This is a genomic window from Kushneria pakistanensis (genome assembly GCF_014652795.1).
In the GTDB taxonomy this organism is placed as follows: Bacteria; Pseudomonadota; Gammaproteobacteria; order Pseudomonadales; family Halomonadaceae; genus Kushneria; species Kushneria pakistanensis.
In genome coordinates, this window is record NZ_BMZM01000001.1 from 1,019,683 (window position 1) to 1,032,585 (window position 12,903).

13 protein-coding genes are annotated in these 12,903 nt (G+C 54.5%); 7 read left to right on the top strand and 6 right to left on the bottom strand.

Going from position 1 to position 12,903, the window contains the following annotated elements; all coding sequences use genetic code 11:
* Positions 1-67 precede the first annotated feature (67 nt).
* From clpP to IE123_RS04610, 6 genes are all read left to right on the top strand, one after another.
* Positions 68-688, top strand: coding sequence for an ATP-dependent Clp endopeptidase proteolytic subunit ClpP (clpP, locus tag IE123_RS04585; protein ID WP_189515468.1), 621 nt, complete (start codon positions 68-70; stop codon positions 686-688).
* A gap of 66 nt (positions 689-754) precedes the next feature.
* Positions 755-2,044 (top strand): ATP-dependent Clp protease ATP-binding subunit ClpX, encoded by a 1,290-nt coding sequence (clpX, locus tag IE123_RS04590; RefSeq protein WP_189515470.1) that lies wholly within the window; start codon positions 755-757, stop codon positions 2,042-2,044.
* A gap of 157 nt (positions 2,045-2,201) precedes the next feature.
* Positions 2,202-4,619, top strand: coding sequence for an endopeptidase La (lon, locus tag IE123_RS04595; RefSeq protein ID WP_189515472.1), 2,418 nt, complete (start codon positions 2,202-2,204; stop codon positions 4,617-4,619).
* Between the two features lie 171 nt (positions 4,620-4,790).
* Positions 4,791-5,063: a nucleoid-associated protein HU-beta gene (hupB, locus tag IE123_RS04600; protein ID WP_086622767.1), complete on the top strand. Its 273-nt coding sequence runs from the start codon at positions 4,791-4,793 to the stop codon at positions 5,061-5,063.
* A gap of 214 nt (positions 5,064-5,277) precedes the next feature.
* Complete coding sequence (locus tag IE123_RS04605) at positions 5,278-7,116, top strand: SurA N-terminal domain-containing protein (protein WP_189515474.1); 1,839 nt, start codon at positions 5,278-5,280, stop codon at positions 7,114-7,116.
* A gap of 110 nt (positions 7,117-7,226) precedes the next feature.
* Positions 7,227-8,231 (top strand): NADP-dependent oxidoreductase, encoded by a 1,005-nt coding sequence (locus IE123_RS04610; protein ID WP_229819592.1) that lies wholly within the window; start codon positions 7,227-7,229, stop codon positions 8,229-8,231.
* A gap of 55 nt (positions 8,232-8,286) precedes the next feature.
* Here IE123_RS04610 and IE123_RS04615 read toward each other — a convergent pair whose 3' ends face one another.
* The 6 genes from IE123_RS04615 to IE123_RS04640 all read right to left on the bottom strand — a co-directional run bounded on the left by IE123_RS04615 (position 8,287) and on the right by IE123_RS04640 (position 12,201).
* Entirely contained in the window at positions 8,287-8,583 is a 297-nt protein-coding gene (locus tag IE123_RS04615) for a YkgJ family cysteine cluster protein (protein ID WP_189515935.1), read from the bottom strand.
* Positions 8,584-8,585: 2 nt separating this feature from the next.
* Positions 8,586-9,434 (bottom strand): 6-pyruvoyl trahydropterin synthase family protein, encoded by an 849-nt coding sequence (locus tag IE123_RS04620; RefSeq protein WP_189515479.1) that lies wholly within the window; start codon positions 9,432-9,434, stop codon positions 8,586-8,588.
* Positions 9,434-10,078 (bottom strand): 7-carboxy-7-deazaguanine synthase, encoded by a 645-nt coding sequence (gene queE, locus IE123_RS04625; RefSeq protein WP_189515481.1) that lies wholly within the window; start codon positions 10,076-10,078, stop codon positions 9,434-9,436. Before queE ends, IE123_RS04620 begins: the two co-directional genes overlap by 1 nt.
* 2 nt (positions 10,079-10,080) lie before the next feature.
* On the bottom strand, positions 10,081-10,779 hold the full coding sequence (queC, locus tag IE123_RS04630) for a 7-cyano-7-deazaguanine synthase QueC (RefSeq protein WP_189515483.1): 699 nt from the start codon (positions 10,777-10,779) through the stop codon (positions 10,081-10,083).
* A gap of 231 nt (positions 10,780-11,010) precedes the next feature.
* Positions 11,011-11,628, bottom strand: a complete 618-nt coding sequence (locus IE123_RS04635) for a CBS domain-containing protein (RefSeq protein WP_189515485.1) — start codon at positions 11,626-11,628, stop codon at positions 11,011-11,013.
* A gap of 72 nt (positions 11,629-11,700) precedes the next feature.
* Complete coding sequence (locus tag IE123_RS04640; protein WP_189515487.1) at positions 11,701-12,201, bottom strand: hypothetical protein; 501 nt, start codon at positions 12,199-12,201, stop codon at positions 11,701-11,703.
* A gap of 302 nt (positions 12,202-12,503) precedes the next feature.
* On the opposite strand from IE123_RS04640, the gene IE123_RS04645 reads away from it, so the two are divergent.
* Complete coding sequence (locus tag IE123_RS04645; protein ID WP_189515489.1) at positions 12,504-12,707, top strand: hypothetical protein; 204 nt, start codon at positions 12,504-12,506, stop codon at positions 12,705-12,707.
* The last annotated feature ends 196 nt before the right edge of the window (positions 12,708-12,903 follow it).

Below are 12,903 nucleotides of genomic sequence, written 5' to 3' on the forward strand. Positions count from 1 at the left end.
GGCTGGCAGTCAGGACCCGGCGAAAGCCGGGTCCTATCATTGGCCCACATCACTGGAAGGTTGCTACATGAGAAGCGAGTCTGATATTACCAATGCTGGTGGGCTGGTCCCCATGGTGGTGGAGCAGAACGCACGTGGCGAGCGGGCCTACGACATTTACTCTCGTCTGCTCAAGGAACGTGTCATTTTTCTTGTTGGCCCGGTTGAGGACTACAGTGCCAACCTGATCGTGGCGCAGTTGCTCTTTCTGGAGTCAGAGAATCCCGACAAGGATATTCATCTCTATATCAATTCTCCGGGTGGTTCAGTGACTGCCGGCATGTCGATCTATGACACCATGCAGTTCATCAGGCCCAACGTTTCCACGGTCTGTATCGGTCAGGCGGCCAGTATGGGTGCGCTGCTGCTGGCAGGTGGTGAAGCCGGAAAGCGTTACTGCCTGCCACATTCCCGTATGATGATTCACCAGCCGCTTGGTGGTTTTCAGGGGCAGGCCAGCGACATCGAGATCCATACACGTGAAATCCTGACGATTCGGCAGCGTTTGAACGAAATTCTGGCGCATCATACCGGTCAGGACATCGAGAAGATTGCACGCGATACTGATCGCGACAACTTCATGAATGGCGAGCAGGCTGTAGAGTACGGGCTGATCGATGCAACACTGGCGCATCGCCCGGTATCCTGATAGCGTTGATTCAGAGTTTGACCATGATGGCGTGCCAACGCGCCGCTATCTTCAAGAGGTACGCGAATGGCTGACGGCAAAGGCAAGGACGAAGGCGGCAAGCTGCTTTACTGCTCATTTTGTGGCAAGAATCAGAATGAAGTACGCAAGCTGATCGCTGGACCCTCTGTTTACATCTGCGATGAATGTGTTGATCTATGCAACGACATCATTCGCGAAGAGGTCGTGGAGTCCGAAGCGTCTTCCGACGACGAGCGTCTTCCTGCTCCGCGGGAAATTCGCAATACGCTTGACGATTATGTCATCGGCCAGGATCGCGCCAAGATGGTGCTTTCCGTTGCTGTTTATAATCATTACAAGCGTTTGAAAGTGGGTCAGCACAAGGGTGATGACCACGTCGAGCTTGGCAAAAGCAATATTTTGCTGATTGGTCCTACCGGTAGCGGCAAAACGCTATTGGCGGAAACCATGGCTCGTCTGTTGAATGTGCCCTTTACCATTGCTGATGCTACAACGCTGACAGAAGCCGGCTATGTAGGTGAAGATGTCGAGAACATCATTCAGAAACTCCTGCAGAAATGCGATTACGATGTAGAGAAGGCCCAGCGCGGCATTGTCTATATCGACGAAATCGACAAGATTTCCCGCAAGTCGGACAATCCGTCCATTACCCGTGATGTATCCGGTGAAGGCGTTCAGCAGGCGCTTCTCAAGCTGATCGAGGGTACGACAGCATCTGTCCCTCCACAGGGTGGCCGCAAGCATCCTCAGCAGGAGTTTTTGCAGGTAGATACCGGCAATATCCTCTTCATTGTGGGTGGTGCCTTTGCTGGTTTGGACAAGGTTATCAGTGATCGTGCCGAGCGTGGTGGCATTGGGTTCAATGCTGTCGTCAAGAGCAAGGATACCAACAAGGGCGTGGGCGATATTCTGGCCAGCGTGGAGCCCGAGGATTTGGTCAAGTACGGTCTGATCCCGGAGTTTGTTGGTCGTCTGCCGGTAATTGCAACGCTCAACGAGCTCGATGAGCAGGCGCTGATTCAGATTCTGACCGAACCCAAGAATTCTCTTGTACGTCAGTATGTACGTCTATTTGAAATGGAAGGCGTTGAGCTGGACTTTCGTGAAGATGCACTCAGAGCCGTTGCCAACAAGGCGATGGTAAGAAGAACAGGTGCTCGCGGTCTTCGTTCAATACTGGAATCCGTACTTCTGGATACCATGTATGAAATTCCTTCCGCAGAGAATGTCGTCAAGGTGGTCATTGATGAAACCGTCATCAATGGTGACAGCAAGCCCTTGCTGATCTATGCCAACCAGCAGGAAAGCAAGCTGGTAGTCGGCGACGATCGGTAGCCAGTAAGCTGATTGATGATTGGGGGGCCGTCATGGCCCCCCAGTCATATGCAGAACCCCTGCCCGGTAAGCGGTTGTATTTCCTGCCGTCATCCCCATATTGATGCCATCAAAGTCGCTTCCTGCGGCCCACACATAAGATTCGAGGTTGTCTGCGATGGAGCGTAACCCCGCACAGACGTTAAACATACCCCTGTTGCCACTGCGAGATGTTGTCGTTTACCCGCAGATGGTCATACCGCTGTTCGTGGGTCGCGAGAAATCGATTCGTGCCCTCGAAGCGGCCATGGAATCGGACAAACAGGTGTTGCTGGTCGCTCAGCGTGACGCCGGTCAGGATAATCCCGAGATCGAGGATCTTTTTGATATCGGGACCATTGCCAGTGTGATGCAGCTGCTTCGCCTGCCGGATGGTACTGTCAAGGTGCTCATTGAAGGCAGCTCGCGTGCCGATATTGATCACATCAACGATGACAATAGTGAAAATGGCTATCCGACAGCCACGATCACACTTCGGGAAAGCGAGCCTCTAAGCGAGCGTGAGCAGGAATCCCTGGTACGCGTTCTGCTGGATCAGTTTGAGCAGTATGTAAAGCTGTCGCGCAAGGTGCCCAACGAGGTGCTGAGCTCACTTCAGGGTATTGAGGATGCCAGCCGGTTGGTTGATACCATCAGTGCCCACCTTTCCCTTGAAATTGGCGACAAGCAATCGCTGCTGGAAATGGACAAGGTACGCGATCGCGTTGAGCATTTGATGACGCTGATCGAATCTGAAATTGATCTCCTGCAGGTGGAAAAGCGCATTCGCTCCAGGGTCAAGGAGCAAATGGAGAAATCCCAGCGCGAGTACTACCTCAACGAACAGATGAAAGCCATCCAGAAGGAAATGGGTGAGCTTGAAAATACGCCCAACGAAGCGGATCAATACGAGCAGAAGATTGCTGAATCGGGCATGTCGGCCGAGGCGGAGGAAAAGGCCCGTCAGGAGCTCAACAAGCTCAAGATGATGGCGCCGGCTTCTGCTGAAGCAACGGTTGTGCGTTCCTATCTTGACTGGATTCTGGCTGTACCCTGGAAAAAGCGTACACGCGTTCGTCATGACATCAGCCATGCCGAACAGGTCCTGGAAGAGGACCACTATGGCCTGGAAGAGGTCAAGGAGCGCATCCTTGATTACCTTGCCGTTCAAAAGCGGGTGCGCAAGCTCAAGGGCCCGGTACTGTGTCTGGTCGGTCCGCCGGGTGTGGGCAAGACTTCACTGGGTCAGTCCATTGCGCGAGCTACCAATCGCAAGTACACGCGCCTGGCACTGGGTGGCGTACGTGATGAGTCCGAGATTCGTGGCCATCGCCGTACCTATATCGGTTCCATGCCTGGCAAGGTGCTGCAGCGCATGAGCAAAACGGGTGTTCGCAACCCGCTCTTTCTGCTTGATGAAATTGACAAGGTAGGAATGGATCATCGGGGCGATCCTTCTTCAGCACTGCTTGAAGTGCTGGATCCTGAACAAAACGACAAGTTCAGCGATCACTATCTGGAGCTTGACTACGACCTGTCGGATGTCATGTTCATTTGCACCGCGAACTCGATGAATATTCCCGGGCCACTTCTGGACCGGATGGAAGTGATCCGCATTCCGGGATATACCGAAGACGAGAAGCTGGGGATCGCCCGACGCTATCTGGCGCCGAAGCAGCTCAAGGCCAATGGCCTGCGAAAGGATGAGCTGGTACTGACAGACGAAGCCCTTCTTGAGCTGATCCGTTACTACACGCGTGAAGCCGGGGTTCGTGAACTAGAGCGTCAGATTGCCAAGGTAGCGCGAAAGGTGCTGCGCGAACGTATTGGTAGCGAAGCAGCACAGGGCAAGAGTGTTGCTGCACAGCAACTGGAAGCCGCCGATATCGAGCGCTATGCTGGTGTGAGGCGCTTTAGTTACGGTCTGGTAGATGAGGCACACCAGGTAGGTCGAGTCACCGGTCTGGCGTGGACTTCCGTTGGTGGGGAGATCCTCAATATCGAATCGGTGGTGACGCCAGGCAAGGGAAGGGTCAACAAGACCGGCTCTCTGGGCGACGTCATGAAGGAGTCGGTCAGTGCTGCTCATACGGTGGTACGTTCACGCGCAGCGCTGCTTGAGATAGATCCGGAACGGTTCGAGAAGGAAGATCTTCACATTCACGTGCCTGAAGGGGCAACGCCCAAGGATGGCCCAAGTGCCGGTATTGCCATGGTGACGGCTATGGTATCGGCCTACACCAATCGGGCCGTACGCGCTGATGTTGCCATGACCGGCGAGGTCAATCTTCGTGGCGAAGTGATGCCGATCGGGGGGCTCAAGGAGAAATTGCTGGCTGCCCGTCGCAGTGGTATAAAGATTGCACTTATCCCCGAAGAAAATCGCCGCGATCTCAAGGAAGTCCCTGACACTATCAAGGATGCTCTTGACATCAGGCCCGTCCGCTGGATCGATGAAGTTCTGGATATTGCTCTGGTTCAAAAGAGTGATGATGATTTTGAAGACAAGCGGGTAGAAGAAAAAAATACTTCGCAGGCGTCTGTAAATACGCATTAGCATTTTTTTTAAAATGTCTGGCAACAAAGCCTGAAATGACGGGCTTTGTTGCTAACATTGCTTGACGGTATTTATGGTCGTTGATATAAAATGCGGCTCGTTATGATTGCGTATGCTGTTCGATTGCCGCGCTTAATCCTAGCAACGATTGTTATAGTCAAGGGGTGAAGAGTGAATAAATCCGAGCTGATTGAGGCTATTGCTGCTTCTGCAGATATTCCCAAGGCAGCGGCCGGTCGGGCTCTCGATGCCATGATCGATTCCGTTACCGATAGCCTTAAGCAGGGTGATTCCGTGGCACTGGTAGGTTTCGGAACATTCAGCATCAAGGAGCGGGCTGCACGTACCGGTCGTAACCCGCAGACTGGCAAGACCATTGAAATCAGTGCTGCCAACGTGCCCAGCTTCAAGGCAGGCAAGGCACTGAAGGACGCTGTCAACTGATAGCTGTGCTACTGCAATGGAAGGTGTGTGTTCAAGATACCTTCCCTGTATGAGATAAACGCATCGTGAAAACGATGCGTTTTTTTATGCAACCTGGTCATGCTAATCACACCTTCAGTCCGATCTCGACTTATAGCGTGTCGGTTTGCGCCATGTGTCGTTATAATCCTTCGCCAAACCCATTCATCCTCCATTAATTTCAAGGGCCTGCTGCATGCTGCAAAAGATCAGAGATCGGGCACAGGGCTGGATCGCCAGAATAATAGTGGCTCTGATCGCGCTGACATTTACGCTATTTGGCGCAGAGTCACTGCTGAGCTATTTCAATGGTAGCCAGCGTGACGAAGCGGCTTCCGTCAATGGTGAGAAAATCAGCCGTCAGACCCTGGATATCGAAGTTCAACGGGCAGTACGTTCCGGCCGCGTTCCTCCCGAACAGCAGAGCGAAGCGCGACGGGCCATCCTGGACTCCCTGATTACCCGCATGGCCATGGAGCAATATGCTCGCGATGGCGGCATGAGCTTTTCGGATCAGCAGGTTGATCAACTGCTGGTCAATCGGCAGGAGTTTCAGGACAGTAACGGTCACTTTTCTGCCGAACTGTTCCAGAGAAGGCTTGCGAGCGCAGGCTATAGCGCTGAAGAATTCCGTCGTCAGCTTCAGGAAGACATGCTGACCCAGCAGCTTCAAAACGGACTGATTTCAGGCACCTTTGTGCTGCCTTCAGAAGCCAGACGTCTGGCAGAGCTTCGCTATCAGAAGCGGGATTTTCGTTATGCCATGCTTGACGAAGACTCGCTCGAACAGCCGGTAAGCGTCAGTGATGAAGACGTAAAGGCATGGTATGACGCACATCAGCAGGACTATCAGCGTCCTGAAGAGGTCAGGCTCGAATATGTTGTGCTCGATCGACGTCAGCTGGCCGATGATGATCAACCCATTGATGAGCAGCAGCTTCGTCAGCGCTACGAACAGCATCGTTCCACGGCGCCACGTGAAGTGTCGGATATCGTGGTCACCTTTGGTGATGAGCGTACACGAGCAGAGGCACAAGAGCGCGTAAACGACATCGAAGCGCGTCTGCAGAAAGGCGAGGATTTCGCTGCATTGGCAAAACAGTACTCTGATGATCCTTCAAGCGCTGATCAGGGAGGCCGCATGGGCACGGTCAGCGAAGGTATTTTTGGTCAGCCCTTTGATGAGACCGTGGCATCCATGTCACCGGGCGAAGTATCGCAGGGTGTGGAAAGCGACGGCGTTTTCCATGTCATTCGTGTTGATAACATCGATATCCAGAGTTTCGATGACATGCGTGAAGAGTTGAGCCGCGAGGTTCGACAGGGGCAGCGCGATGAGCGTTTCCAGCAGCTTTCACAGCAGCTTAGTGACGAAAGCTTTTCAGCTGATGATCTTGAAGGTGTTGCCGAGCGTCTGAACCTGCCGCTGCAGCGTACGGATTGGGTATCACGTGATGATCAGTTTGAAGGTGATGATGCCGTGCTGGGTGAAGCAGGCATCATGGATGCTGCCTTTAGTGAAGATGTCCTCAAGAATGGCTACAACAGCGAACCTGTAGAGCTGGGCCAGGATCGCCGCGTGGTCGTGCGTGTCACCGAACATCGTCCGGCAGCCACGCTGGCGCTGGATGACGTGCGTGACCAGGCAAGGCATTCAGCGCTTGAGGAAAAGCGGCGCCGGTTACTTGCCGAGCAGGCCGAACAGACGCTGGCCGCCCTTGAGCGCGGTGAGACGCCTGCCGGTCTTGAATGGCACCAGGTCAGCGGTGTTACCCGCGATGGGCAGGGAGAGCTCTCTTCCGAGCTGATCGATGCGGCCTTTGGCATGCCCTATCCGCATGATGGGCAGCCCGGCTATGGTCATGCCGGTGCCGGCAGGCAGCAGGTCATTTTTGCCATCGATCATGTTGATACCGATGTCAGTGATGAACAGATCTCGTCGTTGTCCGATGGTCTATGGAATGCTCAGGCGGGCCAGATGATTGGTGTCATGACAGATGCAATTCGTAACCATGCGGACATCTCGACAAATTAAATAGTCTGCTATCTTTTTAGGGGTGCAACATGCGTTGCACCTTTTTTTATGCCTTGTGTTTGAGCCTTTTTCATTGTTGGTGCCCCTGCCGGGGTATGCAGGAGAGTTACATGACCCAGTCACGTTATTTCACGATCGGTGAGCATCCTGAAGGCTTGCCCGAACGCTCGCTCTTTCAGCTTGAAAGCCGAGAACTGCCAGAGCTCAAGGATGGTGAAGTACGTATTCGCAATCACTGGCTTTCGGTAGACCCGTATATGCGTGGTCGCATGAGCGGTGTCAAAACCTATGTGGAGCCTTTTGAACTGAATCAACCGATGGAAGGTGGTGCGCTCGGAGAAATTATCGAGTCCCGTCATAAGGACCTGAAGGAAGGCGATCGAGTCGTTCACATGGGGGGCTGGAGAGACGTGGCACAGCTTGATGGCAGCCAGGTTCAGCCTTTACCGGATATTGATGTGCCGCCGCAGGCGTTTCTGGGCGTTCTGGGCATGCCAGGCATGACCGCCTGGGCCGGGCTGACACTGGTTGCTGAACTTGAAGCCTCGGATACCGTGCTGATTTCCGCGGCCAGCGGCGCTGTAGGCTCGCTGGCCGCGCAGCTTGCCCATCAAAAGGGCTGTACAGTCATTGGTAGTGCCGGCAGCCAGGAAAAGCGTGAATGGCTCGAGGCGCGTGGTATCAAGGCCATTGATCATCATCAGGATGCTGATGCCATTAAAAAGGCACTGAAGGAAGCAGCGCCACAGGGTGTTGACGTGTATTACGAAAACGTGGGCGGCCCGATGCTTGAGGCGGCGCTGGATGCCATGAACGACTTCGGTCGTATCGCGGTATGCGGCATGATTTCACGTTACAACGAATCGGCGCCTTCAGCCGGTCCAGCCAACATTGCTGCCGTGCTGACCAAGCGGCTGCGCATGCAGGGCTTCATTGTGCATGAATGGGTCAAGGGTCATGAGCAGGAGTTTTATCAGCAGGTAGGTCCGTTGGTGGCTGATGGCAGCATTGAATACCGTGAAACTGTGGAAGAAGGGCTCGAGCGCACGCCGGATGCTTTCCTGGCGCTGTTTGAAGGGTCCAATCAGGGCAAGATGCTGGTAAGGCTGGACTGATTGTTCGGCGTCACACCATCAGCAATGAACCCGCCTATCGGCGGGTTCATCCATTTTATGGCGTACTGCCAGCTTCGAGATAGGCGATATTGTGAAGCGCCTCACCTCTTGTCTGGCCACAAAGCTCGCGATCAAAGTGAAAGGTGTGGCAGACCTTTGGCCTGCGCGGATCACCAAAAAGCCGGCAAAGATTATTGTCATCAAGCTGAATGCAGCGTATGCCGGCGGGTTTGCCCTGAGGCATGCCGGGTATGGCCGAGCTGATGGAGGGTGCGATACAACAGGCACCACAGCCTGCGCGGCACTCATCGTGATGGCTCGTCGCAATCAGCCGATCGTACCCATCAGCCATTGTCACGTCAGCGTCCGAGTGCCGTGAGCTGTCGCCACGGCCCCCTTGTCGATCCCTTCAAAAGCCTGCACGCGTACGCTGCCCCCGTGGAGCGAGGCAATCTCCCTGGCCATCCAGTTGGCGATCTGTTCCACCGTGGTTGGTGTCGGCAGAATCTCGGCGCGATCCTGAGGCAGGCGTATCGAAAAGCGTCCCTGTGCTGATTCGTAGCCGACATGATAGATATCGTTGTCGGCATCGATCAGGTCGGCGTGATCAATCAGATAAATATCTTCCAGCCTTTGTGACCACTGGGATTCAAGCGCTTCGCTGCGCTGTCCATTATGCCAGATGGCCAGACGCGAGCGATGGCCGTGCGCAATACGCTGGCAATTTCCCTTGTGACGTCGAAGGCCATGGCTATACGTATAACCGCCGGCCTCATGGGACTCTTCACGCAGTGTGATGCGTATTTTTTCCACCTGTGCCGGTGGCCGTCTGGAAAGCTCTGCGGAGAGATAGTCACCCAGGCGTTCAGGCGTAATCTGCTGCCAGGGCAGCAGTGTATAAGCCTGGCGCGGTGCGCGTAGTTCCATGGGCCAGGGGTGACGTGTCTGCAGACGCAGTCCCTCATTGCACTCGCTGACCGTAATGTCATGTGCCTTCATGGGCACCAGCAGGGTATGGTCGACGGTGCTGTCAATGCGTGACTTGATCCAGGGTTTGACGTCGCCAAAGTCAAACAGCATGCCGTCTTCACCCAATGCGCCTTCCAGTTCGACATCAATGTGGTAGCTGGCGCCGATCAAACCGCGCTGCGGACACCAGATGGAAACATCCAGTGCGCTCAAGGCATTTACGAAAAGAATCATCAATCAATACCTGCAATCTTGTGTGTCTGCAGGGAGAGGCGCCACTGAGGGTTTGCCATACAGTAGGCCACCGTGTCTGCCATGGTGTTGCCTTGTCCGCCACGAGGCGCAAGATCCATGGGCTGCAGAAAAAAGTGATCAAACTCAAGCGCCATGAAGCGCTCGGGCAAGGCGTCTTCCTGCGGGTAGACCAGCTTGAGCTCGTTGCCTGTCAGTTGCTTGAGTTCAGCGCGCCCCTTGGGGCTGACGCATAGCCAGTCGATACCTTCCGGCGCCGGCAGTGTGCCATTGGTTTCAACCGCGATTTCAAAGCCACGCTCATGCATGGCATCGATCAAAGCGGCATCCAGTTGGAGCAGAGGCTCACCACCGGTAAACACCACGTAGGGACGGGCATGCGCCGTCTGCGCTGGCCATAGCGCCTCGATGTGCGCTGCCAGCTCGGTAGCTTCCCGAAACTTGCCGCCGTTCTGGCCGTCGGTGCCGATAAAGTCGGTATCACAGAAGCGGCAGATGCTGCCGGCCCGATCCTTTTCGCGTCCGGACCAGAGATTACACCCAGTGAAACGACAGAATACCGAAGCGCGACCTGCCTGGCCGCCTTCACCCTGCAGGGTATAGAACGCTTCCTTGACGCTGTACATGGCTACACCTCCCGCGTGCGACGGGGCTGGGCGCGATAGGGCAGCGGGTCCTCAAGACCCATTGATGCAAAGGCCTGCAGGCGCTCACGGCAGCTGCCACATTCACCGCAGGCCAGCGCTTCGCCCAGGTAGCAGGTCCAGGTGTGGGCATAATCGAGTCCCATCTGCAGACCTTCAGCGAGAATATCGCCCTTGCTGGCATGCAGATAAGGGGCGCGTATTTCCACCGGCGTGTAGTTGGCAATCGCCGCAACATCATTCATGCGTGCGACAAATTCCGGCCGGCAGTCAGGATAGATGGCGTGATCGCCGCCGTGGGCGCCGTAATAACAGATTTCTGCTTCCAGGTTAACGGCATGTCCGATGGCCAGAGACAGCAAAATCATGTTGCGATTGGGGACGACAGTCGCCTTCATGTTGTCTTCGGCGTAGTCGGCACTTGGCATCTGCTGGGTGGCATCGGTCAGGGCCGAAGCACCAATGAGCCCATGGATGGCGCGTATATCCACGACCTGATGAGCAACGCCCAGGGTCTGACAGACCTGGCTGGCAACATCGAGTTCACGGGCATGGCGCTGGCCATAATGAAAGGAGAGGGCATGAACGTCGTAACCCTCGCGTAGAGCGCGGTGCAGGACGGTGTAGGAGTCCATGCCGCCGGAATAGATAACGACGGCGCGTGATGCAGTCTGTTGTGTCATGACGGAGAATTTCTTTGCCGATGAAATCGACGCCCGGGATCCGGTCCGGGCGAATGAGGGGCGGCAGTGTAACGCCAAATCACGGTGTTGTCAGCGACAATTTTTATACCGTTATCTTTGAAGGCAGAAAAACTCTCGAACATTTTAATTACTGGTAATAGCCGTTTCGGAAAGAAAAAAGTTTTCTGAAAGCAATGAGGCTGTCCTGCAGCCCCATTGCTTCATCATTTCTTACAGATCGTGCCCCAGTACGACCGAGCGAATGGCCGAGAAGCTATGGGCTTCTGGCGGGTGATCAAGATCAATGCCCAGCGCGTTGCTGACTTCGCGAGCAGAAATTACGCCACGAATATGAAAGCTGCCGTTTTCATCGTGATCGGTCACCAATACGTGACGATCACCTGATGCCTTCAGCGTCTGCACCAGATCGCCTACCGTGGCGCGTTCAAGGCGCTCATGATCAATGGCATGAAGCTCTTCACGTGGCAGTTGGATCATGTCGACCGTGACATCCTCACGCGAAAGCCCCCCTTCCTGCATGACGCGCGTCACGGCACTGCCGCCAAAAAGAATGCGTGCACTCACGACGCCGGTAAACTCACCCTTGTCGTTAATGACCAGCAGCATGTGAATGCGATTTTGCTTCATCATCTGCAGGGCATCATCGACACTGCTTTGCGATGATACTGTAAATGCGCGCACCTGCTGAAAGTCGGTCAGCAGTGCCAGTGCCGGACTGTCCATGTCTAATGACGCGGAAGCGGCGTGATGCCCCGGTCGACAGATACTGGTGACGCTACCCATCTCCTTGAGTGGCAGATGGCTATAAGGTGAAGGGGTATTGTTCATGAGCGCCTCCTGTTGCATGCCTTGTCAGGCGTTTTTCTTTCAAAGATGAAAGATGAAATCAGATGCAGCTGATTACAGATGGGGCTTTAAATCGCCCCGTACAAGATCGACAAAAGTAATGAAACGGGTATCGCGGTCGTCGTCACTGCGGTCCACACGACAACCCAGTTGCATGGTGTTTTTGACCAGTAATTCGTCAAAAATTTCCAGCGTGACGGCAACTGCCGGTCTTGTCCCGGGAGTAATATCGCCATGTTCCAGAGTGAAGGTTTCAAGCAGGGTGCCTCTCACGCGCGTTGTGCCACCTTCTGCGATGACGCGGCGCACAAACAGCCATCCTTCGCAGGCAAGCTCCTCACCATTGTCCTGACGACGGCTGAAAAGCGTTCGGTAGCAGGCGCCTTCCGCCGCGGCCCGCTCTGCCATGCTCTTGTAGGAGGCGGCCATACGTGTCGCCATGGCGCCTGATTTCGCCAGCTTCTGTACGGCACCCCGATGTTCCTGATCCAGCTTTTCCTGTCTGGAGAAACGCTGCCAGTGCCGGTATTCCTCTAAAATTGAAGTCACATCCATCCCTGTCGTCGCTGCGGTTAATAATGTCGAAGGCTATCTTGCCGATACACGGCGCTTCTCGCCAGCCTGTCCAAAAAAATAGGGTGTGTCACGCATCTGAAATCGAACAGTGTACAAATACGGGTAAGGAAAATTTTTTGGCCATTAATTATTGTATAGGTATTGACCTCGCTGACGAGCGCGCTAAAGTCATGTACATGAGCTGTACAGCGACACCGCCCATGGAAGGGCGTAGCTGACAGTTCAACTGCAAGGGATCTGCAGTCGGTCATCAGGGAAGACATTGAACAGGGAGTGTTCACATGCTGGGAATGAGTTGCCATCGTTGTGGTAGCGAGGATCTGAATGTGGCAGCCGATGCCATGGAGTGGGATGAAATTCGTTGCAGGGATTGCGGTGAATTCATCTCGACCTACGGCGCAGCTATCCAGCCACTGTTGCTGGCAGATGCCTGCCTGAAAACGCGTCAACTGGCGCAAACGATGCGCATATCTCTTTCCGGGTAGCAAGGGCCCGGCTTTTGGGAAAAAGCAGTGTCAAAAGGACACCGGGGCAACGTCAAGGGCGGCGAGTGAAAACTCGCCGCCCTTGTGTATCTGGAAGATATTACCGTGCTCTTGATCCTTATTCTTCGTGATTCCCTGCGATCAGGCAGACCCGTTGGGCCACCATCCGTTACACTCAACGTATCTGACAGACTGT